General features: G+C 43.7%; 15 protein-coding genes and 1 tRNA gene. 11 read left to right on the top strand and 5 right to left on the bottom strand.

Features of this window, described 5'->3' with window-relative positions; all coding sequences use genetic code 11:
* Positions 1 to 118: 118 nt before the first annotated feature.
* The 7 genes from UL82_RS07320 (at position 119) to UL82_RS11430 (ending at position 11,774) form a co-directional block, all read left to right on the top strand.
* Positions 119 to 1,624: an alpha/beta hydrolase gene (locus tag UL82_RS07320; protein WP_052735913.1), complete on the top strand. Its 1,506-nt coding sequence runs from the start codon at positions 119 to 121 to the stop codon at positions 1,622 to 1,624.
* Between the two features lie 55 nt (positions 1,625 to 1,679).
* A tRNA-Arg gene (locus UL82_RS07325) sits at positions 1,680 to 1,752 on the top strand.
* Positions 1,753 to 2,166: 414 nt separating this feature from the next.
* Positions 2,167 to 4,668, top strand: a complete 2,502-nt coding sequence (locus UL82_RS07330) for a DUF5979 domain-containing protein (RefSeq protein WP_052735914.1) — start codon at positions 2,167 to 2,169, stop codon at positions 4,666 to 4,668.
* Between the two features lie 1,406 nt (positions 4,669 to 6,074).
* On the top strand, positions 6,075 to 8,957 hold the full coding sequence (locus UL82_RS11425) for a DUF5979 domain-containing protein (RefSeq protein ID WP_046440045.1): 2,883 nt from the start codon (positions 6,075 to 6,077) through the stop codon (positions 8,955 to 8,957).
* 879 nt (positions 8,958 to 9,836) lie between these two features.
* Positions 9,837 to 10,472, top strand: a complete 636-nt coding sequence (locus UL82_RS07340; RefSeq protein ID WP_126363869.1) for a DUF5979 domain-containing protein — start codon at positions 9,837 to 9,839, stop codon at positions 10,470 to 10,472.
* A 56-nt stretch (positions 10,473 to 10,528) separates the two neighbouring features.
* The gene (locus tag UL82_RS07345; protein WP_046440048.1) at positions 10,529 to 10,864 is read left to right on the top strand and encodes a DUF5979 domain-containing protein; all 336 of its coding nucleotides are present in this window, start codon (positions 10,529 to 10,531) and stop codon (positions 10,862 to 10,864) included.
* Between the two features lie 79 nt (positions 10,865 to 10,943).
* Entirely contained in the window at positions 10,944 to 11,774 is an 831-nt protein-coding gene (locus UL82_RS11430; protein ID WP_232009542.1) for a DUF5979 domain-containing protein, read from the top strand.
* Between the two features lie 359 nt (positions 11,775 to 12,133).
* On the opposite strand, the gene UL82_RS07360 is transcribed toward UL82_RS11430, so the two are convergent.
* On the bottom strand, positions 12,134 to 12,601 hold the full coding sequence (locus tag UL82_RS07360; RefSeq protein ID WP_046440052.1) for a MarR family winged helix-turn-helix transcriptional regulator: 468 nt from the start codon (positions 12,599 to 12,601) through the stop codon (positions 12,134 to 12,136).
* 165 nt (positions 12,602 to 12,766) lie between these two features.
* Between UL82_RS07360 and UL82_RS07365 the strand changes: the two genes are divergently transcribed.
* The gene (locus tag UL82_RS07365) at positions 12,767 to 13,300 is read left to right on the top strand and encodes a YceI family protein (RefSeq protein ID WP_046440054.1); all 534 of its coding nucleotides are present in this window, start codon (positions 12,767 to 12,769) and stop codon (positions 13,298 to 13,300) included.
* 58 nt (positions 13,301 to 13,358) lie between these two features.
* Here UL82_RS07365 and UL82_RS07370 read toward each other — a convergent pair whose 3' ends face one another.
* Genes UL82_RS07370 through UL82_RS07385 form a run of 4 tightly spaced genes read right to left on the bottom strand, consistent with a single transcriptional unit; the run spans position 13,359 to position 21,207 of the window.
* Complete coding sequence (locus UL82_RS07370; protein WP_046440056.1) at positions 13,359 to 15,944, bottom strand: AAA family ATPase; 2,586 nt, start codon at positions 15,942 to 15,944, stop codon at positions 13,359 to 13,361.
* A gap of 6 nt (positions 15,945 to 15,950) precedes the next feature.
* Complete coding sequence (locus tag UL82_RS07375; RefSeq protein ID WP_046440058.1) at positions 15,951 to 17,132, bottom strand: metallophosphoesterase family protein; 1,182 nt, start codon at positions 17,130 to 17,132, stop codon at positions 15,951 to 15,953.
* A gap of 39 nt (positions 17,133 to 17,171) precedes the next feature.
* Complete coding sequence (locus UL82_RS07380; RefSeq protein ID WP_046440060.1) at positions 17,172 to 18,053, bottom strand: hypothetical protein; 882 nt, start codon at positions 18,051 to 18,053, stop codon at positions 17,172 to 17,174.
* Positions 18,046 to 21,207 carry a DEAD/DEAH box helicase gene (locus tag UL82_RS07385; RefSeq protein WP_046440062.1) on the bottom strand — a complete coding sequence of 1,054 codons (3,162 nt, stop codon included), beginning with the start codon at positions 21,205 to 21,207 and terminating at the stop codon, positions 18,046 to 18,048. Before UL82_RS07385 ends, UL82_RS07380 begins: the two co-directional genes overlap by 8 nt.
* A gap of 76 nt (positions 21,208 to 21,283) precedes the next feature.
* On the opposite strand from UL82_RS07385, the gene UL82_RS07390 reads away from it, so the two are divergent.
* From UL82_RS07390 to UL82_RS07400, 3 genes are all read left to right on the top strand, one after another.
* Positions 21,284 to 21,895, top strand: a complete 612-nt coding sequence (locus UL82_RS07390; RefSeq protein WP_046441360.1) for an HNH endonuclease family protein — start codon at positions 21,284 to 21,286, stop codon at positions 21,893 to 21,895.
* 70 nt (positions 21,896 to 21,965) lie between these two features.
* Positions 21,966 to 22,436 (top strand): membrane protein, encoded by a 471-nt coding sequence (locus UL82_RS07395; RefSeq protein WP_046440064.1) that lies wholly within the window; start codon positions 21,966 to 21,968, stop codon positions 22,434 to 22,436.
* 775 nt (positions 22,437 to 23,211) lie between these two features.
* Positions 23,212 to 25,572 (top strand): ATP-binding cassette domain-containing protein, encoded by a 2,361-nt coding sequence (locus UL82_RS07400; RefSeq protein ID WP_046440065.1) that lies wholly within the window; start codon positions 23,212 to 23,214, stop codon positions 25,570 to 25,572.
* Positions 25,573 to 25,820 lie beyond the last annotated feature (248 nt).

The raw sequence follows: 25,820 nt of genomic DNA on the forward strand, positions 1-25,820 counted from the left end.
AAAAGTGCCTAGATCATATGATCTAGGCACTTTATTTTTTCCTTTCCCATCAATGACACATTGCTTTTGTTAAGCTGGACACATCACATTGTCCATTAGCTATAAGAAAGACCACTGTATGCGAAAACTGATCGCAGCCCTATCCACTATTGTTCTTAGCACTACTTGTTTAAGCAGTATTCCTCATGTATCTGCTGCTACATCTATTAAATGGGTTACCTGCCCCGAACAGGTTACTGCACCGGGCAGCCAATGCGGCGAAATAGAAGTACCCATGGATTACACTCAACCCACTGGTGAAAAAATAACCATTGGTTTTGTAAAGCGCAGTGCTACCGGCTCTGCTCGTGGCGCACTTTTCGGTAACCCAGGTGGCCCTAGTGGCGATGCCTATACCTATGTAGGAAACACCAACACATTTAATTGGCCCGAATCCATTACCGGCGAATGGGACTTCATTGGCGTACAACCACGAGGTTTACCAGGTTCAACTCCCATACAATGCAATGTAGGAGCAGCAAGCTCCAGCGATATGGTTCAACCTGGCGCTTTTATCCGTAACAACTGCGCGCAACCCTACGCAAACAATATCACCACTGAAAATACCGCTCGTGATTGGGAAGAGGTTCGCAAAGCCCTAGGTTATAAGAATATCTCAATCTTAGGGTTAAGCTACGGCACTATCCTGGGTTCGACGTATGCCACACTTTTCCCTGATCACACTGATAAATTAGTACTCGACTCAGGTGTAGATCCACAACTTATGTGGGCAGGCATTATGGCTGCGCAAGAACAAGGCTATATCAATTCCCTTCATGAATTTTTCAGCTATGTTGCCGCCCGTGATGAAATCTACCACCTAGGAACCACTCCCCTAGCGGTCTATCAATCGTGGTCAAATAAAGTAGTTGCCGAAACTGGAACCAATCCCACAGTTGCTCCACCACCAGCTCAAATTGGTGATGTACCACCTGCTCTGAGGCAATTCGGTGCGGATGCACTGACCGTAATTAACCCTACTCTTGTTCAAGCAAAGGGATTAGGATCGCAAATACTTAGTGGTGGTCAAGCAAACCAAGTAAACTCACCTACTCTGTTGCTCACCCGTCAGCTATTGCCCATGCGTGCTTCTTGGAATGGCTTAGCGGAAATTATTGCTGGCACTAAGGAAATTCCTCAGGTACAACCAACTGAAGAACAAATTGTTACAGCAAGCCAACATCAGATTATGCAGTCAGTCATTATTTGTAATGAGGCAGTCTCACCGACTAATCCGATGGAATATCCTCGTTATGTTTGGCTTAATTTCATTACCGGTGATGTATTTTCTGCACCTTCGGCTGCCGTTAGCTCTGGTGCATCCTGCGCCGGTGCCGCACCAATTACTTCAGTAGAGATTTCTGGTGCTGGTCTTGCCACTCGTCCATTGCAATTACAAGCTACTGGCGATCCCCAAACTCCATATGCGCATTGGGGTTCAATGGCTGAAAAAATGGGTTCACATGTAGTCACCGTCCATGGTTCTGGACATGGTACAGTGGGTCTAGGGTTCCCCCATATTGATAACATTGTGGCTGATTATCTACGTACCGGCACCACCGAAGTAACAGAAGTTTCCTTCTAACTCCTAGCAAGTGCTACACTCTCACTGGTGTAATTCACATCAGTGAGAACACATTGTCTCCGTAGCTCAGTGGATAGAGCATTGGTTTCCGGTACCAAAGGTCGCAGGTTCGAATCCTGTCGGGGACACTTTTTCTTTACCCTCTCCTACCAGCATAAACGCAGGTAGGAGGGGGTTTTCTTATTTTTTTCTTTTGTTATCTTTTAGATTTTTCGGTGTTTTTGGGTCTTTTATCTTAGGGTTTTTACCTCGACACCCAGCACTTCTGCCACCTCATAAAAACTAAAAACAAGCCAACAACCCCAACCAAAATAAATACCCAACAGTATCTACTAAAACTTGTATGCACCCCTCTACTGACGATAATTTAAATCAATAAGACATTGACAAAACCTTTTGTGGAACCACACCAGGTCACCCCAAAGCCTGTCACCCCTCTTCTCCTTCTTTTTAATCTTTCAAAAAGATAAAAGGCAGGAAACAAATGTCTTGCGCTCTATATATAAAAGAGCACTCTCAGAAAGAAACGATACGGAAAAAACATGAATCATTCCCCTACAAAAAGAAAAACAAGCACAGGGCTACTACGCAGCCCATGGCTTGCCATACTATTTACGCTTCTTCTCATAGCAAGCCTTGTACCACTTGCTATCAACTTCTCTCATGCTGCAGCAGCACAAGAAACTGCACTTTCTGAGACGGCAGAAGACGCTACTGCCGTTGTAGAAGACGCTACTGCTGTTAGTGATCTGCAGTCTGATGACGCTGAAACCCAGCCTTCTGATCAGATCCCTGTAGATGATGCAGTGTCTACACAAGATTCACAGGAAACACCTGCTGGGCAAGAACCTTCTTTTTGGGGAAGGCTTTGGCAAAGCTTCAAAGACCTTTTCGGTTTCTCTAAAGACAACACCGATAAAGATACAACTGATCCCTCAAGTGATGAACAAGATAACGCTATCGCTCCCGTATCTGACGAGATGACGAAATTCTCGGTATATAAAAGTGTTGTAGTTAAAGACGCCGAAGGTGCCCAAGACTATGAACAGACCCAAAAACTTATCGAAGACCTAAAGAAAAAAGACCAGACGTTCAAATTCAACTGGGAATGCAAGCACATAGCCAAAAAGGTAGTTAGCCATAGCTCTTTCAACATTGAAGCTAATAAACTCGAAAAAAGCCCAATTGAATTTCCTGTTGGCTCTGAATGTACCGTAACTGAGGATGAAAGCACCACACACGTTCCCGGATTCACGCATCAACTTGCTTTTCTCTACACGGGCAATTCCGAAAATATTCAGCTTGTTGGAAAGAACCAAATTAAGTTCACATTAAGTGAAAAAGCGCCATTCAATTTTATTATTCAAAATGAATACACTCCTGGGCCTGCAAATAGTGAGTTCACTTTAAAAAAGGAAGTCAAAGGCCTTGATGAAAAGAGCAAGGACAAAGAATTTGAATTCACCTGGCAATGCTACAACAGCAATGACAAGTTAATCTCTGGTGGCAGTACCCTACTTAAAGACGGTAAAACTTTCACGGTTTCTAATCTTCCATCGAATTCTCAGTGCCGAATCAAAGAAAAAGACACAGAGGTTAAAGGCTTTACCCATTCTCTTCAATGGTTTACCAACGACGAGAAAAAAGCGGAAGAAAACGGTGCAGTAGTTATCAGCCCACGCGAGAAAGAAAAAGGACAACTTGTTGTTCAAGCAGTAAACACCTACACCCCTGTGGAAGATAAACAGGAAACGGGTCAATTCACCTTAGAGAAAAAAGTTGTAGGCCTTGAAGAAAAGGATAAAGACAAAGAATTTGAGTTCACCTGGGTATGCCGTGAAGACGAAAACACAGCCACCAAGGGTGAAACAAAACTAAAAAATGGTGCACGAGTTACCGTTACTCGCTTACCGCTTAACTCCACGTGCCAAATATCCGAGAAAGCTCCAGAAATTGATGGGTATACCCACCTTCTTAACTGGGAGATTAACGGTGAAGAAAGAGTTACTCCTACCGATACGGTTTTTGTTGACCCACGCAAAGCAGAAAAACAACCACCTGTTGTCACAGCGGTAAACACCTATGTCAAAGAAGATAATCCAGTTCCACCAAAGCCTCCGGTTCCAGGTAAAGGTACTTTCACCCTAAAGAAAGAAGTCAAAGGACTTACCGAGGACAAAGAATTCGAGTTCAGTTGGATTTGCCGTGGTGAACAGGGAACGCAGCCAGTACGAGGTGGCATTAAGCTGAAAAATGGTGCAACCTTTAAAGTTAAGGATCTTCCTCTTGATTCCACCTGTATGATCTCTGAGAAGAATGCAGCAGTTGCAGGTTTCAAGCATTCACTACAGTGGTTGACTAATGGTGAACCAAAGTCGAAAGACAATATTGTTGCAATTGATCCTCGTTCCACGACTGAGGCTGAATTGGTTGTTACTGCGGTCAACACCTACACCAAGGATACTAAGCCAGCACCAACAACGACCTCGTCTTCTGCTGCGCCAACAACAACCACCTCGTCGTCGACAACACGTCCAGCACCGACAACCTCAGCAACGTCAAGCATGACACCAACAACGTCTGCTTCGAGCACCTCGTCGGCAACAACAACTTCGTCTGCTACATCGACCTCGGTTACTTCGTCGGCAAAGCCAACTACAACAACTTCGTCTACTGAGCCGATTGTTCCGACAACAACCAGTAAGTTCCCGCCGATTATTCCAATCCCGATTCCTATTCCGGTTCCTCCGGCACCATTCCCACCAGCACCACACCCAGCACCAGCACCACACCCAGCACCAGCTCCTGCACCGAATGGTGTAAGTAATACTCCTGCCACACCACACCACGGTGGCAACAACACTGCTCAAACACAGCAAAACAATGGCAAGAACACCACTGCTGCTACCCCTAACCAAACAAATAAGGGTAAAGGGTTAGCTAATACTGGTGCTTCTGTCATCTGGTTAGCACTTGTAGCATTACTGCTTGCTGTAGTCGGTGGGTTTATTACCTATCGTGGTCGTGCGAATAAGAAGGACTAATCCTTTTAACGCCCACATAGCGTAAGCTAGTTACAGTTTTTTAAGCCCTTTTCACTTGTTATAAAACAAAAGTGAAGAGGGCTTCATCTTTTTAGATACACCATTTAATACTGCGACGATAAGTTTCAACTAGCCTGCACAAAACATGTGCGTAGTAAAAACTACTACGTACTACGCTCAACAAAAGACATCCTTCTTAGTTGAAGTAAAAACCAACTAAGAAGGATGTCTTTTATGTTTTTTAACAGTGCTTTGATCTTATTGAAGCCACTATCATCAGTTGGGCAGTAATCTGTGTGCTACCAGCAGTCATTACCCCACCATGCTTCTAACTCGAGTTCTTAATAATCCCATCCAGGTTTCCAACCACCACAGCCCCAGGATAAAGCATAAGATCCCACATACTTTTTAGCCCATAGAAACAAAAAACTCTTACGATCCCAAGTACAAGGAATCGTAAGAGCATAAAGAATCACAAACCAGAGTCAGTGGTCAAAACAACCACACACCGGCATTATTTTAATCAAATGGGGTTCGGTTATCGTCACCGTACTTTGATACATGAAGCCTGTACGAAGCCTCATCGGACAACTTTTTAAAATACTCAGCTGTAGCCGGATTAAAACCATCTTGTAGGTGAATCAAATAATTCAAATCCATTGTAGTGTGATACTCACACAAAGAACGCTGCTTCAACGCACTCTTGAACGCCCTCATTCCAGTATTTTGAGAAATTCAGTTGAACCTCCCGACCGAATTCTTGGGGAGTGCGTGCTGCGTGTACTGGAGCAATTGCAAATGTAGAGCCTGCCATTATGACAGCACTAGCTATAGCAAGGCTGATTTTACGAATCTTTATAAGAAAATTCCCTTTTTAAACCGAAAAATAAGATAAATGAATGAATAACCGCTCCAGTAGGAACAATTTCCAATAATACAATGCTTCCCACGGAACTAAAATTTTTCTGAGAAGAGTCTAATAGGGACTTAAAAGTGAACTCCGACACAATTATCGACAATAAGCAGAAGGACTGTTTTTCAGATTTTTCAAGCATTCCTAAAACGCCACCAATCACCATAGAACAACTTCTACAATTCCCAGGGCATCCATATAAAAAATGCAACACGCTCATAATGGTCATAGACAAACCAATATGCTGCCTAACTACCCACCTCAACCACGGAATATGCGCCAGCGAAAATCCCAACCGATGAACTTAAGAAATAATTCAACATCCAAAAGTTTTTTTGTTTAATTCATCCGAACAGAATATTTTTAAAACATTGATGCATCACCATTTTTCAAAATATGGTGATGCATCAAAAAATTGTCCAATTCCTCATGATGAAACGGATTCTTACATCTCTTAAGGATTCGTATCCCCTCTAATCAACGATGTGGAAACATGCATCTTTCATGTAATAAAATAATCACGGCCAAGAAACATATAAGAAGCCCTTGGCTCGCTGTGCTACTGACCCTAGTCCTTATAGCAAGCTTTACCCCCTTAATAATTGGCAATGCTCCTCGTGCTGCAGCAGCAACTTGTACAGGTGGCGGTTGGTCAGATCTCCACTGGAAGTCCGATAGCCCAAACGTCAAAAACGGCAAATATATAGGCCCTGGTGGACATGCCGAGGTTGAGTTTAAGTGGACCGCCCCCAAAGGTGCCAAAGGCGGAGATAGCTTTGAGCTTGACCTACCAGCGCAGCTACGTAGTGTTGATACCGGCCCTATTACCCTTCAAGACGAAAACGGCAACATTGTTGCTACCGGTAAATGGAACGGAAATAAATTCATTATTACGCTTACTGGTTTCCAAGACATTAACTTCGATGTCAATGGCAGCGCATATGTCTCTGTTGCATGGAACACAAATAAGGACTTCACCGGGGACTTAGTTTTCAACGGTTGTGGCACTGGGAAACTACCTGGAGAATACAAACATCGTGAGGGTGGACTATTCCACGATGACTCTAAAATCGGTGAATACATTGGCTTTGACGAAAAAACCCGTAACCACAAGATCCAATGGTCGGTAGGAATCGACCCTAGGCAGCACCAAAACAATACTCATCTGGTTCGCGTTACAGATAAGGCCCCTAAAGGATGGCAATTCACTTGCGACTTTAACGACAATAACGGTTACGCTCCTGTCTATGTTTCCTCTTTTATTGGATCTAAAGAACAACCACAATCTAAACGCCACATCATCTATAATGCCAGCGGTCATCCTCAAGGAGGGCGTCGGGAAGGATTTAAAAATATAAATTCAGAAAACGACCGAATTGACGGATTTAGCGAGGGTCATCACTACACAATCAAGTGTTCGCCAGAACAAGTAACCGTTGAATTCCCTTACGGCTTATACGAGCAGTCTGCCCCTGTACTAACGATTACAGCTGTAACAAAAGAGGCACCTCAACCAGGTAGCAACGTAATCAACAAGGCCATGATTGATAACGTTGGGGTGGAAGGTTCTGTTCGCTTCCCTAGCGCCGGTGGTCTAGGTCGCGGTAAACGAGGTGGCTTCACCGTTGAGAAAAACGTTGTAGGCACAGAAGAAGATAAAGCTAGAGAATTCACCTTCGACTACAAGTGCACCCACCCTAGTTATCCCAAGGGCGAACGGGATAAAAATGGTCAAGTCACGGTAAGAAACGGCAGCGTCGTACACGTCATGGGCCTTGAGAAAAACCTTAAGTGCACCATTACAGAAATAACTCCCCCATCCGAAAAAGGTAAGAAGCTAACCACATCATGGGTTGTTTTCGATGCCGATAAAAACGTTAAGATCGTCAGCGCTGCCTCCATGTTCGAGTTCACCGTTGATGAACTATTCAAAGAAGCTACCCAGATTCTTGTAACCAACAAATATGAGCGGGAAACCGGCGGCTTCAGGCTTCGCAAGATGGCTCATTCAAGCGATGAAGCAGGAAACCTCATCGATCAAGAAAGCAAATTCCAAACCGCAATCAAAGACAAAACCTTCTCTTTCCCATACATTTGTACCCTTCCTGAGGTAAACGGGAAAGAAGGAGAAAAACGCCAAGGCACAATCAAGCTCAAAAACGGCCAGACTAGCTCTGATGTCACTGACTTGCCTATTGGCACAGAATGCACGGTCACTGAGAATACAGATGGCCTCGACATCGACGATTACCAGCATAAGGAAGTAAGCTGGCTTGGAAGAGATGGAACGCAAAACGGTGCCACAGGCTACACGTTCACTATCACCGGCAAACCGGATAGCATAGCCCAATACACTGCTGTCAACATCTATGATCCTAAGGAAAAGCCTAAGCCTGAGACTAGAGGCTTCACTTTGAAGAAGGAAGTCAAGGGTCTAGAGGATGATAAAACCTTCAAGTTCTCCTGGATTTGTAATGGTGATCATGGTACAACACCAACACGAGGCGAAACTACGCTTAAGAATGGTGAAGAGCACAAGGTAGATGGACTACCGCTAGAGTCCACCTGTCGTGTCTCTGAAACAAATGCTTCCGTTTCTGGCTATGACCATACTTTGAAGTGGTTTATCGATGATAAGCCGGCGACTCCTGTAGCAGGAGGCACCATTGTCATGGTTAATCCTCGTAGCAAAGATAAGGCAGAGTTGGTTGTTACTGCTGTAAACAGCTATACCCCTGTTGTTCCACCAGCACCTCCAACAACAACGGAAACCACAACCACGACTACGACAACAGAAACTACAACGGAGTCAACAACTTCTACGACGACTACAACAGAGCCGACGACTTCCTCGTCAACTACCACCACAACAACGGAGGCGACCACGGAACCGACGACTTCCTCGTCGACAACCACTACGACGACTGAGCCAACCACTTCTTCGTCGACTACCACCACAGAACCAACTACCTCTTCGTCGGTACCACCAACTACTACAACCTCAGAGCCAACAACGGTACCGACAACCACAACCACGGAATCAACAACCACCTCGTCGTCAGTACCACCAAGCACGACAACTTCCCCGTCGACAAGCACAACGACGCCTAAGATTCCGCCGATCATCCCAATCCCAATTCCGATCCCACCGGCACCACAACCTGTCCCACCGGTACCACATCCAACTCCATCGGTAACTACCCCACCTGTGGCAACACCGACAACCCAGTTGTCCACACCGCAGAAACCGGATACACAGCAGCGAGAGCTAGCTAGAACCGGTGCTTCTGTGATCTGGATGCTCTTAGCAGCAGTTCTTCTTGCTGGTGCTGGTGGAGTAATCGTATATTTTGCAAACAATAAAAAGAGGCGATAACAACTAACTAAAAGCCAACAAAGACCAGGCTCCTACCTTATGTTTTAGGGTAGCAACCTGGTCTTTTATATTATGGCGATACTGCGATTAGCCTGCTTCATAAAGGAAAAACCGAGAAGTACATCTTCCCAGCCATTCAACTATCTGCGTTGATGGCAGTTTCTAGATATTCTAGGATGCGGCTTAAGAGTAAATAGTTTTATAAGTGTCACAGGTTCGAATCATCCCAGTGATACCTGAGCAGTTAAAACATAGTTGACGTATATCGTCGTAAAGTAAAAACACCATTTTTACTTTACGACGATTTTTTATCTCCGCTTCATTATTAATAAATTCTTTAAAAATAATTAGGGCTAAAAGCCGCATGTCCATAGAACTCAAGCGACTTGGTTTTAACCAGCATCTACGCCACACTCAATCATCGTGACACCAACAGCTACTGCATAAAGTTTTTCCGATCCCACTTCTCATCTCACCAAACAAACGTCACATATCAGTTTGTCGTGATCTCCTTCTTGCCACTATAAATATCGGCATAAATCAAATATTTATATATCTATGTAAGTGTTTTTATAATTTTCACAGTAAGAAAAAGCATAAAAATTTTTAGACCTTTTCGCCCACGACACATAAAAACATGCTTTGAAGTTGACTTAACTAAAATTAGGAAAAATAAAAACGATAAATAAGCAAAAAATAAAACTTAAAATTGCATGTAAAAATCGACATCATTAAGATGATGCTGATGTGTTAGTCAAACCTTAGATTAAGAATCTAATTTAAGGTTTAAGTTCCCTTTTACAAGCCCCCTCATCTGAAAGGAACGCAAACACTCGATAAGTCATATTCTCTCAATTTTAGAAAACGATATAAACCAGCATGAATCTCTCACAAAGAATCATGGCAACCAAACGATTAATAAAAAGTCCTTGGTTCGCTGTATTACTTACGCTTTTACTAATAACAAGCACTATTACCCTTATAACCCCGTACACCCCTTATGCCACAGCACAAGAAGCATGCGCTGGGGATTCTTCATGCACTACCAGGAAAACTTCCGATGAAGCTACCACTCAAACTTCTGATGAATCAGAAGAGCTAACCGATAATATGGAAAGCCTAGAGGATACCGATACAATAGTTCCCAGCGAAAAGAAATCACTTATTGCTTCTTTTATCGAAACTATAGAAAGTATTCTTTCCGTAGCACATAAAGCAAAAGATAACGATAAAGGTACTTTCATTGTCCGAAAGCAAAACGCTGTATTCGAAGAAGATGGATCTTTAATATCTATTCCTGAACTTGCTGAGAAAGATTTCACCTTTGATTGGATGTGCACTCTACCTACCAATGCACAAACCGAATCTGGCTCTTTTACCCTACGAGACACTGAGACTTTCACCAGTAAGAAATTCCCTGCTGGTACCCAATGCACAATCACTGAAGATCTACAGAGCGCGCAAGTACCTGGATATTCTCATGAGGTTTTCATTTCTACAAAAAACCTGCTGTAACGCCAAATGCAGCAGTCCAACTTTCTATCGAAGCTAATAAAGAAGTCTCGGCTCACGTGTATAACAAATACACCAAAGAAGCTGTTAAACCAGCTCCCAAAACTGGTAGTTTTGCGCTAGAGAAAAAAGTTACGGGCACACAAACTGATAAAGAATTTGAATTCACCTGGGTATGCCGAAATGAAGATAATTCTATTGTCAGAAATACAGCCAAGTTAAAAAATGGGCAGAAAATTCTCGTAGATAACTTGCCTCTAGAATCAACATGCCAAATTGCTGAAAAGACTGCCTCTATTCCTGGCTATAAACATTCGCTCACCTGGCCCACCAACGAAGAAAAAACACCCCGAAAATATCCTGAGCATTCACCCACGTGGACAAAATCAACATGAACTAGTTATCACAGCAGAAAATACCTACACTCCTATCGCACAAGAATCAGCCACCTTCAAGGTATCCAAAAAGGTTATTGTGCACGGAGATAAAGATCCGGAACCAGTTAAGGGTGCAGCTAAGTCAGAACCGGTAAATCTTATAGCTGACAAAGATGACGATGGTCCGGTAAACCCCTATGAAGAAGAATTTAGATTCCGTTGGGAATGCATTAAGCCAAATAACGAAAAAGAAACTGGCAATTTCCAAATAATCAACGGTGCTAGCGGCGCCCCAAGGGGTTCCTTTCCTATCGGGACCCAATGTAGCATCACCGAAGATGCAGAAACTGCACACGTGGATGGCTTTATTCATAAGCTAACTTTTGAGGCTTCTGACAACATTGGTGATTTAGAGCGAATTTCAGCTGATACAGCTAAATTCACGCTAAAAGAAAATGGAGAGTTCGACCTTGTAGCTACAAACGAATACACCCCGATCCCTGCGCCAGTACCTCCGACAACTTCCTCTTCCACCACGGCGGCAACAACTTCCTCGTCAGCACCAGTGACAACAAGTTCTTCAGCAACGCCTACGACAACGACTTCTTCGTCGACACTGGCAACAACATCCTCGTCTTCGCAAACGTTTCCGCCAATCATCCCGATCCCGATTCCTATTCCATTCCCGCCTAAACCGGCACCTACGGTGAATCCTCCAGCAGCAAATACAACACCTGCTACAGCTTCTGTATCTGCCCCTTCATCTATAGCTCCGTCGGCATCGGCTAACTCACATTCCGGCAATAATAATGGCGGTATGTTAGCAAGAACGGGCGCATCGGTCACCTGGATGATACTTGCAGCTCTTCTATTCGCTAGCGTCGGCGCTATCATCATCTGCCGTGCACGCTTGAAAAAAGAAAGCTAACAGCTAACCCTGTTTACTAAGCCCTTAGGCTAACCAATAAAAAATATTCGAGTTCTACTTCACGTGTAAAAGTAGAACTCGAATATTTTTATAAGCATCTCAGCACAAACAATCTAACAAGCCGGCAGATAAAACACCGTCATATTTACTTCATAACAGATATGAGAAAACGGTACGGTAAGCGTCTTGTATAAAAACATATTCAGGTTAACACTTATTTGGCCAACAATAAAAAATTAAGCACTTATTAAAAAGATCTACCAGCTTTTAACTAGTAGATCTGCAAACACTAATAATAAATTTCTAACAGCTCGTCTTTTACAATAACGTCGCTACCTTTATTTTCTACCTCACGGTATCTATCCTGGACGGTTTTCTAACTTCACCTTCAAAATTGATTCAAAAAAGGGTTTAAGCTGTTCAATTTGATCTTCGGTAATGTGATCAAAAATAAGCTGTCGTACAGTTTCTACATGTTCTGGAGCAGCTGACATAAGACGCTTACGGCCTTCTTCTGTCATTTGCACATTAACCCCACGAGCATCACCATCACACTTATTTTTTGTTACATACCCGCGCCGTTCCATACGTGTAACCTGATGGGATACCCGGCTACGATCCCAATCTAAAGAATCACACAATTCTCGTAGCCGCGCCGTATCATTTTCACTCTCACTAAGAGTAACCAGGACTGCGTATTCCGACGACGTAATGCCACTTTGTTGTTGCAAAGTCTCATCAAGATCACGCTCAATTTTACGCATAACACCAAGGATCATGCGCCATAAGCTTTGTTCTTCTTCGCTTAACCAGCGTGCTGTCGTCATAGCAAACACAGTAACCTTATTTTCTGAAAAAATAAAAATTATCCCTGCTCATACCTAGTTATGAACAATCAATCATTAATTTGTTGACATATCACCAAATTGGTGTATAGTGTGCCTTAGGCCTTAGCGCTATCAAAAAAATCATTACTATTTCAAGGAATTTTCATGAGCACTCTTAACGGTACCTATATCATCGACCCCACTCACACCGCTATTGGGTTTGTTGCTCGTCACGCAATGATCTCCAAAGTGCGCGGCAATTTTGCGGAATTCGAAGGAACTTTCACCTTCGATGCTGAAAACCAAACCGCATCCACGGCAGCAGTGACCATCCAAACTGCTTCTATTAGCACAGGCGTTGCCGACCGCGATGCGCATGTTCGCAATGCGGACTTTTTCGACGTCGAGAATTACCCAACCATGACCTTTACGGCCACCGAGTTTTCTCTTAACAACGACGAAGGCACGGTAACCGGTGATCTAACAATCAAAGACGTTACCAAACCAGTAACTCTGAAAGTAGAAATTGGCGGCATTGCCGAAGATCCTTTTGGCAACACTCGACTAGGTTTTGAAGCAACTACCAAGATTAACCGCAAAGACTTTAATATTGACTTCAACGCTCCACTAGCTACTGGTGGTGTTTTGCTCTCTGAGGAAATCAAAATTGTCCTCGATGTTTCTGCGATCAAGCAGTAACCTAGCAATTTAACTAGCACAATAGGTGCACAGTAATTACTACTGTGCACCTATTGTGCTATTCAGAAGTATGAAGCTCTTTCATCTGTACTTTTACAGCCGGATACACATGTGCATATCTACTAGGCATACAGGTAGTGATAAAAATCTGCTGTGCATCTCCGAGTCCATTAAGCAAATAGCCCATTGCTTTTAGTCGTTGTTCATCACTTGCTCCAAGCGCATCATCTAAAAAGACCGGTACTGGTTCTCCAGCCGCCAACCGTGCTAGTGCTAAACGCATAATCAAACCAAGTTGTTCTTGTGCCCCACCAGATAATTCCTGGGTAGTCAAAGCTATATCTGTTTGACTTCGCTCTAATACCGAAAGATCTTCTTGTAAATTAAAAGAAACCCCCTTACCAAAAATCATTTCGGCAAGTCCTTCAAGTTCCTCTTTAAAAGGTTGTGCATAACGCTGATGCATTGCTTGCCTGTGTCTATCCAAGGTTTCTTTGAGCAATGCAACTGCTTGCGCCCGACGCTCAACACCAGCATAATTTCGTTGAGCAGCTTCATATTCTTCTGCACGACGATCCTTTTCCTCAGCGATACCAGCAGCTTTTGCAATAAATAGCTCATGGGCACGGATATTCGATAGTACTTGATTATGTTCTTCTTTTGTTCGTTCAATAAGCTGTCTCACGTGTGCAAAACGACGCTCAGTATTGTCTGCATCAAGTTCAGCTAATTTCTTAGTTACTACCGCTAATTCTTCTTCTGCTTGCATAAGTGCTTGTTGATCCTGCGTAACAGTTTCTTCTAATTCTTTAGTAGAATCAGCTTCTTCCTGTTCGCGTAATTGTTGAACGTAATGTTCATATTGTTCTTGAAGCACCACTACACGAGCTTCTTGCTTAGCCTTGTGCTCAGCAGCTGGCCGCTTAGCAAGCTGGATATAAAGGTCATTAGCGTCACGTTCATCTTGTCGCGCTTGTTTTAGTTTTTCTTCATTAAGCTTAACTAGTTCCATAAGCTCTGCCAGAGATTTCTCGGGCTGAGTAATCTCTGCTAGCTCAGCAATAATATCGCTTAGTTCTGTCTTCGAATAGGGTCCAAGTAATTGCTGTTGAGTATAAGTGAGCTCTTTTTCCTGCGCACTGACCTGCTCATATTGGTCGAGTCTATTACGTGCTTCGTTAAGGCTTGTTACATCATGTTTTTTATACAGTTCAGCAAGTTTAACTCTCGCATCTTCTAGTTCTACTACGGCATCGGTAGCCGGTGGAGTAACTTTTATCTCTACCTTATCTATTACTACTGTTGTCATTTGAGTTAATGCCATGCTGTGTTGATCAAGCAGAATTTCTTTATCATCTACTCGGATCAAGGTCGGGGTATCCGCCCGCATATCAATGCCCACAGCTACCAGCTCAGCAATTTTCTCTGCTTGCTGTACTGCCATGACCGCATCTTGGATAGCAGTAACATCTTCTCTACGTATAAGTACTGGTTTTTTAAGACGAGTTTTCTCTTCGTCGATACGCATAACCTGGTTGTAAATATCACCCAGTTCTACTCGCTGTTGCCATTTTTGAGCAGCAAGAACTAAAGCGTTGAGGTTATCAGTTTCTTTTTCACTGTGTTCAACTATTTTTTTAGCTGCATTTCTATGCTCCAAAACAGCAGCTAATTCTTTTTCTTCTGCTGCAATTTTATCACTAGCTAAAGCCAAACTCTCTTGTGCTGTATTTACTTCTTGTGCTGCGTCTGAAACCGACCGAATAAGTTGCTTACGACGATCAAGTTTTTCTTGGTCACGTTCTGCTATATATCTCAGCGATTGGACACGGTTTTCTTGTTCTTTGTGTCTGCGTTGAGTTTTTTCAATAACCTGATATTTTTCTTCCCACTGAGCGTGATCTTTTGCTAGCTCCACTTTTCGCTGCTCAAGATCAATAATTTTCTCATTGAACCGCTCAACCTCTTCTACCGCATCAACATAGTGCTTATAGCGCTGAGTAATTTCTTCTAATGCTGCATGTGCATCTTTTCGAGATTTTTCTGCGCTTGCTAGCTCACGAGCCGGTTTCGCTGTTTTAGCAGAATAAAAGCGCTCATATTCTTCATTAACTAAACGCTGTACTGCGTTATCATCTATTAATTGTTCCTCACCGCTAAGCAGTTTGAGATTATGGTCTAAAGAGGTAATTCCGCCTAGGGCTAATTCTGGGCTAAGTCCACCTTGAGCAACAAAAAGAGCATCACGTAAATCTGAATCAATGTGTGCGCTAATAATTTCTTCAAAACGCGCCTCAGCGTCTTTACCAGTTAGCGCCTCAACTGCAGGCTGAAGAATCTTTAACTCTGCTTTGGTTTGCTTAAGCCACTGCTTTTTCATAATGAGCTCATACTCACCTACCTGAGCATGCATGCTCACAACTGGAGCTACGTCTTTACCTCGGGGCTGAATACTTTTTATTGCTTTGCCTTTAGAGCTAAAAGAATACCGTTGATCGAAAAGAAAACTCAGAGCTTCTAGAAGTGTAGACTTACCTGTTTCATTATCGCCTTCAATAAGAATAATTCCATGAACAGGTAGGTTAGTAAGTTCTAAAAAGTCAATGCTTCGAAAATTCTCGATTGTTAGTGCACGAATATACATGTTTTATTACCGACCCTTTGTTACCGCTGAGAGATTCTGATTTTCTTGACTAACTTTGTTATGCAGCCGATACAACAAATTAATGGAGTCAGTTGCTACCTCATTGCCAGCGAGGTTTTGTTCAATCAATTCGGTTAACGCGGTATTAAGGTAGCCTTTTAAACCTAAATCAGCGATCTCTTCTGCTGTGGGGTTAATACTAAGATCATGGTGAGACTTACGCTCATATAATGCAGCAAAACTTGGTCGTAAACGAGAGATTTCCGCAGCTAGATAAGTCATGGTGTGCAATTGCACTCCCCCGCGTAAAGCATACTTAATTACATGACGATCCTTATGCGCTAGCCCTTCTAGCCAAGAAACAAACTGCTCAGCTTCCTGTTGAGAATTAATCTCTTGGGTAAGGGCAATAAAATCCCACTCGCCAATTGGTACTTCTGTTACTGACACCTGCGATGAAAAACCAGTTTTTTCAATAGTAACCACCAGTGCTTTACCGGAATTTATTTCCCCACCACCAGCTGGTAATTCAATAAAATCAGTAGTTTCTGGCGCTCCGGAATACCATATCTTTCCGGTTGTACCGACTTCCAGCGCAGAATGTGTATCTCCCATTGCCACATAGTCCACACCACCTGATCTAACAACGTTTTCCACTGCCGCTAAATCAATTACGCTTGGATCATAACCACTGTGGTAGCTAGAAAATTGACCATGCCCAAGTACTATTCGAATAGCACTTGTTGGGGTACAAGACTGTACTGTTTGACCAAGTACATCATAATGAACATGTTTGTTTTTCCATGCCGCGCCAATAATTTCTACCCCAGGACGAATCTCTCTCATTGTGTCATCGGTTAACGCATATACCGCATCAAGATTGTCTGCTTTGAGCACTAAAGAATCACTGGTTAATGGGTCGTGATTACCTGAAATCAGATATACCGGTACAGGAAGTGCTTTTATCGCATCGAATGCCCGCGATAAGGTAGCATCTGCCAAACTATTATGTTCAAAAATGTCACCAGAAAGAACAATAAACTCTGCCCCATGAGCGACAGCAACTTCTCCTAATTTGGTTAAACTGCGTTTACGAGCATCGTCGAAACGCGCTTGGGCATCAGAATCTAAAAACCAACGACGCATGCCCAACTGAAGATCAGAAGAATGAACAAAAGTGACAGTCATTCTTTATTCATAGCATGCACCCCGGACATGATGACTACGCTAATATGATTCTGGATTTGTCAGATAATCATACATATCTTCGATATCCGCAACCGCGCGCAGCTCATCTACTGTTGTATAGCTTGCCAACCGCATCGCCCGATGCAATAAAAGCAGGTTTGAATCCTCAATTGCAGGCGCGCGTTTTAGCTCAGGCAGTTCAGGTAAAAGGTGGCCTTGCCAAAAACTTTCCCGGCTATTTACACCGTTGTACTGGGAATTATCCTGTGCCGCCGCCAACATTGACTGTTCGATGTCAGCCAGATTAAGCCCACGTAATGCAAATAATTGTGCCGGATTTGATCGAACCATATCCGCATAACGCATAGCTACCGCCACCGCATGTTTACATACCTGTGCGGGATCAGGACAACTACACATCACTCGAATGTCCTCAGGTTCAGAAACCAACAATGTTTGGATATTTTCTAGCTGTAACTGACCGCGTCGTATTTCTGAAATCGAATATGGTTGCTCAGCTAACCGCTGACTCAACGCTGCCAGCTCATCTGTTGAGCGATAAGAAAAAATCAAGCGAACATCAAACGGATCTGGCTGTGATCCACTTACTTGTGCATCTATGTGCGCCTGCCCAATACGAACATTCAGTACCCGGTCATTTTCATAATATTCTTCGCCCCGGTGAAAACGTCCCACATCAGTAATTTCTGCCATCATGGACACGATAAAATCACTGACTGCTACCACTGAATGCGCAGATAACTTTTCCTTGCTTAACGACGGCTGCGTTAACTCACGAGCACATGGTGCACCCGATTCAGATCCTGCATCCATAGTTTCTGCCATGGAATTGACTGTGATCTTACGTCCAAAATGCGCGTAAATGACATTATCTAGGTTTTCAGATTCTCTTTTAGTCATGAGCATCTCTGCCTTTATAGCTCATAAGCATTGCCAACTCTTGGGTGCTTAGCTCAGTAATCCAACCTTCACCTTCGCCGACAATGGCACTAGCAAGTTCTGTTTTCCCATCTAAAATGTCTTGAATTGACTCTTCCATAGTGCCCGCAGTAATCATTTTATATACCTGCACATTACGATTTTGTCCGATGCGATAAGCACGATCGGTAGCTTGGTTTTCTACCGCCGGATTCCACCATCTATCCATATGTACCACGATATTTGCCGCGGTGAGGTTCAAGCCGGTACCTCCAGCTTTCAGCGAAAGTACCATCACTGGTGAATCTGCTTCATTTTGGAATTTCTCCACCATCCGGTCTCGACCAGTTTTAGAAACACCACCATGCAAGAATGGAATTTTCTGACCAAAGTATTCACTTAAATACTGCGCTAATAAGTCACCAAAAGCTCGGTACTGAGTAAAAACTAAAATCCGATCATCAACTTCCTGCGCATCATTGATCAGTCGCATAAGTTCTTCGACCTTACCGGAACGATGCTTTCCTTTAATGGTTAATGCACTACCGTCGCCAAGAAAATGAGCGGGATGGTTACAAATCTGTTTAATCTTTGTTAAAGCAGCAAGCACCACACCCCGTTTAGCTATTCCTTGTGCTTGTTCAAGCTGCTGTTTTACTCCCTCAACATACGCGGTATAAAGTGCTGCTTGTTCTGGAGTCATATCCACAGTAAGGATTGTTTCTGTTTTATCCGGCAGATTAACCGTAATAGTCGGATCAGATTTTAACCGGCGCAAAATAAATGGTGCGGTAAAACGGCGCAAACGCTCGGTCATCACCTCATCATGCTCACGTTCAATGGCCTTAGCGAAATGATGTCGGAAAAACGTTGCGGAACCAAGAACACCAGGGTTACAGAAATCAAGAATTGAACGCATTTCTGATAACCGGTTTTCCACCGGCGTACCAGTAAGAGCAATACGATGACGTGACGGCACAGAACGCACAGCTTTAGATACCTTCGTCGAGGAGTTTTTAATTTGTTGTGCCTCATCAAGTACAACTCGTTCCCACTCGATAGCAGCTAATTGTTTATGATCTCGCTGAATCGTGCCATAACTTGTAATCACAATATCGTGGTTTTCTATCTGTTGCATTAACTTTTCACCATGATTTCTATTTCCCCCATGGTGGACAAGTATGCGCAGATCAGGAACAAATTTTCCGGCTTCTCGTGCCCAATTTCCTACCACAGAAGTAGGAGCAACCACTAATGTTGGTTTACTGTGGGTATGCTTATCAGCCGATATTTTAGCTGTGCGCTCGACAGCTTCTAAGGTAAGCAATTGCAGAGTTTTTCCTAACCCCATATCGTCGGCAAGCACAGCACCAAGATTCTGAGCCGACATCCACGCTAACCAATCCACACCTCGACGCTGATAATCACGTAACTCGGCATGCACACTATCAGGAATTTCTACCGGTTCTGGTGCTGGTAAATCATGTATTCCGCCCATCATGGAAGCTTGCCAACTAGAACCAGTAAATTCTATTGGCTCTTCTTCTAGTGCTTTTAAGGCAATTTCTCGCAAATCAGCCAAAGAAACTTCACCAAAACTGGCATATTCATTATTAAAGCGTTCTGCTAATTCATCTGCATATGCTGCTAATTCTTGCCAATCAGGTTGATTATTTGCTTTAGCCAAGGCAGCTTGCATCATCGCTTGATCAAGTTCTTTACGACGTTTTTTGCGTGATGTTGCTGCCAGTTCAGTCATATACTCGCCCACGCGTTTTGCGGTAGCAGCATCTGCCATAACCCATTGGCCGCGCAGTTGAATTAATCCTGATTTGCTTTGGACTAGCTGACGCATTTCTTCGTCGTTAAGTTCAACATCGCCAATGGATACTCGCCAGTTGTATTCCACAATCTGATCAAGACCAATGCGCGCACCAGTAACGTTATCGCTGGGTTCATCAACAACGAGGCGAGCCGTAGTAGGTGGTTTACCCCAGGTTTTAGGCAGCATCACCATAATTCCTCGCCGGGCTAATGCATCAGTTTTTGCGACAAAATCTATCAATTCGGCAGTAGATACATAAGCATCCCATTCACCGGCAGAATCCATCTGCTCTAGGCTATAGCGCGCCATGGTATGTGCCGCTGGATGGTTACTAGGTACGCTACGCTGTGGATCAATCTCTGGGGCTACTAGAATTGCTTCTTTTAATAGTGCTTCTAAACGCATCCACGTAGCACGATCAATCATGGTTTTTTTAATTGGTAACGGGGAATCAACCCCACTGCGTACCTGCACCCGTATCGGCCATATTGCATCTGCCGGATCAGTGGAAAAAACCACTTCGTCGTCTGCATTATGCCCACTATGCGTTTGCTTATGATCAGTTGGGGGTTCTTCTACAATCAATACCAACTGGATATCAATGGTAGTTATCGAATTTTTCCAGTCGTTTAATGCCCCAACCAGCTGGGCGCTGCCCCGGCGCAGCGGAGTGGAATCTAATAGTGCCCGCGAAAAATCATGCCACTTCGTAGCACGTGGACTATTTCGAAGACCACTCAACAAACTATTTGCAATCCAATGGGTTAATTCATCAGCAATATCTTCTGCAACTGTTTGCCCCCCATTTTTTATCAAAATCCCTGGGGCAGCAGCAGTCATCTGAGCAATCCAACCGCGTTCGCCAAGTCCGGTGGACAGTTGCCAATTAGGCCACCACTGGCCATCAGCAAAACTCATTTTTAATAGCACCCGACCAGCACGCACCATCCTCAACAAGCCTTGATACATATGCACCAACCACTGTAAGTCAGCACCAATAGTCATAAGCTGTTCTTGCGTCGCAGTAGTTGAATTAATAGTGGCTAATTGTGCGAGAACACGCACTGCTTGTTCCGGAGTAAAACTTGCGGTAGGAACAGATAAACTTACTACTCGCCCTTTAGGCGTCATCAGGGTTGTTTTCACTCGATGACGAAACACCTTATCCCGCAAAATTGTTTCTAATGCAGGTGGTAAAACATCAGGTGGAAGTGCGTCGAAAAGCACTACTTTATGTCCTTCAACCTGTTCAATCCATAAATGAAGCCCAGAGGACTTCAACCATAAACCATGAACAAGAAACGAGGTCATTCGCGCGATTATACCGGAGATAAAAAATTTGCTGATCGGTGTCACTATTTCACTTATTTTTCCGTCTAATTTCTATATGAAACAACCTCGCATTTTCTTTGGGCTAGTGTGTGCAACACTGATTATCTGCATGTACCACTACACCCCCATAGGTACCCTCCCCGCACTGAACACAGTGCCTACAATTTCTCAGCGTGCACATGTTTTAGGTTATAAGCGCACTGAATTTGGCACTGGTTGGTCAACTCCTGCTGGGCAGTTATGTTCTATTCGAATCATTATTATTGCCACGCAACTTACCAATGAGCCACCTGGTTCTGACTGTCAGATTATTGATAGCACCGGAGTTGATCCATATACTGGTCAACCATTGCGAACAACAGATGCTATTGAAATAGACCATATTTTCCCATTATCTGCTGCCTGGGATATGGGCGCATACGCCTGGACACAACAGCAGCGGCAAAATTTTGCCAACGATCCCCTTAATTTAGTAGCCGTGAGTAGGAGCGCAAATCAACAAAAGTCGGATCAGCTTCCCGCCTTATGGTTGCCCAAGAACCGTTCAATAAGATGTTGGTATGTCACTCAATTAGCCGAAGTTGCTGCGAAATATGGTCTTAGCCTGCCTAAAGAGGATAAAAAGATCATGAATCGCCAATGTCATATTCCGCGTTTCATAAGGTAGAGTGACACAGCACATGGGCGCTTGCCCATCTTCTTATCAGCCCACCCGTTATGCAAGGACACTTACTACTATGAATACTATTTTGATTACGCTGCATGTTATCGCAGCAATCCTGTTTCTTGGCCCAGTAACTGTCGCTGTCTCCACATTCCACGTGCGCGCCCTTGCCGCCCACAATGGCGATGAGACCGCACGTGGTTCCGCAGTAACCCTACACAAAATCGCCCAAACATACGGAAACCTATCTGTTCTAGTTCCAATTCTTGGCTTTGGCATTATGTTCACAGCAAATAATTACTGGTCAGATGGACGCTTCCATGCTTCTATCGCACTGAGCCTAGTTGCTTGGATCATCTTGCTTTTTGTTATTGTTCCTCGTCAAAAGAAAATGCTTGGTTCCCTTGGGCTTCTCGACGCCGATGAACAAGCCTCCTACAGTGAAGAAATTACCGATTGGAATAAAGCCAAAGCTCAACTTTCCATGTTTGGTGGCATCTTCTCCCTGCTATGGGTGGTCATCGCTGTTCTCATGCTGATCTAATTCCTAAAAACTGGCAAAGCTGCATCATAATCACGCACCACCACTTATATAGATGTGTCCTAACTTTCAGGATGCATCTTTATGTGTTTATGGCGGCTCATTTTCATTTCAGAGATATACATCACCCCAGTGAAACCCCCTAAGCTCAACGCGCACCATGTCAATATCCACAGGATTAACAGATTTTTTTAATATAAAATCACCCCCGTACCACCCCGTATGATATGTCAATAAAATAGTATCTACCAGCAATTTTATGGATTTATCCATCCCAAACACTTAGACGGGGATAGAACAGCAAGTGAAAAAGAAACCAAATTAATAAAAATATGCTTAAATGCTTGGTGGGTGAACTTGTGGTGAGTCACCCAGTTTCCTTTCCTTGCAGGAGTACTCCTGCAAATGGTGTGTGGATTAGTGTCTGTGGTGGGCACTAATCCAGTTGGTTGAATGTACGCCTTTGCTAAGGCGTGCATGGTTTGGTGGTTATGGCATCGCAGTGGGTGGTTCCCTGCGATGCCATAACTTTTATCTTCGCTCGTTTGCTTTTCCTCACTCCGTTATTACCACGATGCTTTCATAGTCCAAACAGCTAAGCTCCACACTTGATTTTTATTAACCTCTAGCCCTTAAATGTGGATTGTCTTTCCACCCACCACCAACTAGATTAAAAAAGCCGAGCTCACCGATATTTCTTGCTCATACACAGCTTATTTTTAAATGTATCTGATCATTTTTATCTACTATCACCAAACAAAAGGAAAACCAGCTTTTTATGTCTAGCTCCCCCACCGCAGAACACGGACTCCACGATGAAATTGTGATCGTCGGTGCTAAGGAAAATAACCTCAAAAATATCTCTTTACGCTTGCCCAAGCGTCAATTTATTGTTTTTACCGGCGTATCCGGTTCTGGTAAATCTTCCTTAGTCTTCTCCACGCTGGCGGCGGAATCACAACGGCTTATTAACGAAACGTACACATCCTTTGTACAAGGTTTTATGCCAACATTGCCCCGACCCCATGTCGATATTTTACAAGGGCTCACTACAGCGATCGTCGTTAATCAAGAACCTTTAGGAACTAACCCACGTTCTACTGTCGGCACCGCAACTGATGCAACGTCCATGCTACGAGTACTTTTCTCTCGTCTCGCTGTTCCTCATGCCGGTGGTCCTGGCGCTTATTCTTTTAATGTTCCTTCTGTGGAGGCTGCGGGCGCAATTGAGGTTAAGAAGGGCACTAAAACCACTAAGAAAAGGGCTAGTTTTAGTCGTACTGGCGGAATGTGTCCCGAATGCGAAGGAACTGGCCGAACCAGTAAGTTCGCTATTTCGGCTTTTATTAATGAAGAGCTTTCCCTTAACGACGGTGCCCTCGATATTCCTGGGTTTAAAACTGGTGGCTGGAGCTACCGCATGTATGCGGAATCCAATCTTTTCCCGGCTGATAAGCCAATCAAAGATTTCACCACTCAACAGCGTGAGGATTTTCTTTATAAAGAGCCCACAAAAATGAAAATCGCGGGTATCAATATGACCTATGAAGGTTTATTGCCGCGCCTCCAAAAATCTATGCTCACCAAAGATCGCGAAGCTATGCAACCATATATCCGCGAATTTGTTGATCGCGCTATCACCTTTGTTACCTGCCCCAGTTGCCAAGGCACCCGTCTGGCCCCACATGCTTTAGAGTCTCGCATTAATAATAAAAATATTGCTGAGCTGTGTGCCATGGAGATTTCCGATCTCACAATCTGGTTGGAAAAACTTAATCATCCTGAAGTACAGCTACTTATCGACGCTCTTATCGCTACCCTAAAGAATTTTGAAGCCGTAGGTCTTGGTTATCTCACACTTGACCGGCCTGCTGCCACCCTATCTGGTGGTGAAGCACAACGCTCAAAAATGGTGCGTCATCTAGGATCGGCGTTAACTGATGTTTCTTATGTTTTTGATGAACCCACTGCCGGATTGCACCCTCATGATATAACCCGCATGAATGATCTTCTTCGTCGATTAGCAGATGCTTCTAATACAGTGCTAGTAGTTGAACATCAACCAGCAACTATTGAAGCTGCAGACTATATCGTCGATATGGGTCCTGGAGCAGGTAAAGCTGGTGGCGAAATTATATTCGCCGGTACTCCAAAACAATTAGCCCAAACAGATACCCTCACCGCTGAGCATCTCAAACATAAGGCAATTATTAACCACACCCCACGAACGGGCACTGGTTTTATTGAGATTGTTAATGCACAGCGCAATACCTTAAAAAATGTCTCGGTGTCTATTCCCACTGGGGTGCTTACTGCGATTACCGGTGTAGCTGGCTCGGGTAAATCTTCACTGATTCATGAGATTCCCAAAGATGAAACCACTGTGCTTATTGATCAATCAGTTATTCGTGGTTCCCGTCGTTCCAATCCGGCAACCTATACCGGTATACTTACTGCTATTCGTTCTGCTTTTGCCAAAGCCAGTGGGGAAAAACCAGCACTTTTTAGCCCTAACTCTGAAGGCGCATGTCAGCATTGTAAAGGTTCCGGTGTGACCTATGTGGATATGGGTTTTATTCAAGGTCCGGCCGCTGTATGCGAAATATGCGAAGGTCGTCGATTCGAGGAACATGTCCTCCAGCATTTATTTGGTGGAAAAACCATTGCCGACGTGTTAGCAATGCCAGCTAACCAAGCTGCCGAATTTTTTGCTCGCAGCGAATCGAAAGTACCAGCAGCACAAAAAACAAGTCAGCGTATGACCGATGTAGGAATTGGTTATCTCACTCTCGGCCAACCACTAAGTGAACTTTCTGGCGGTGAGCGCCAACGACTAAAACTAGCTACCCATATGGCAGAAAAAGCCACCACTTTTATTCTCGACGAACCAACTCGTGGCTTGCACTTAGCCGATGTAGCAAAACTGAATAAAGTCTTCGATCAATTAGTTGAAGAGGGCAAAACCGTCATCGTAGTAGAGCATAACTTAAGTGTGATTGCTCACGCTGATCACATTATTGATATGGGTCCTGGTGCTGGCAGCCAGGGTGGAACTGTTGTCTTTGAAGGCAGCCCCGAAAAGCTCCTCACATCAGACACGCTAACTGGACATTATCTTGCCCAAGCTGCAACTACCTAGGTTGTTAATAATAAAAAACTTAATAAATTTTCTCTTATACTTAACGGGAGCAGTACCATACTGCTCCCGTTTTCCTTAGCATCACATTTTCATTAGCCAATCCTTAAAGAAACTAATACTCCAAACGTAAAAAATAATTAAGGATAAATAAAGATATAATTCTGATACACTCTCAAATACATTGGAATGAACTTTCATCATCCTATGGGTGGACTTTTAGTTTTCAACGGGCTATACATCCGTAACGA

The sequence above is a fragment of the Corynebacterium kutscheri genome, from assembly GCF_000980835.1.
Classification (GTDB): domain Bacteria; phylum Actinomycetota; class Actinomycetes; order Mycobacteriales; family Mycobacteriaceae; genus Corynebacterium; species Corynebacterium kutscheri.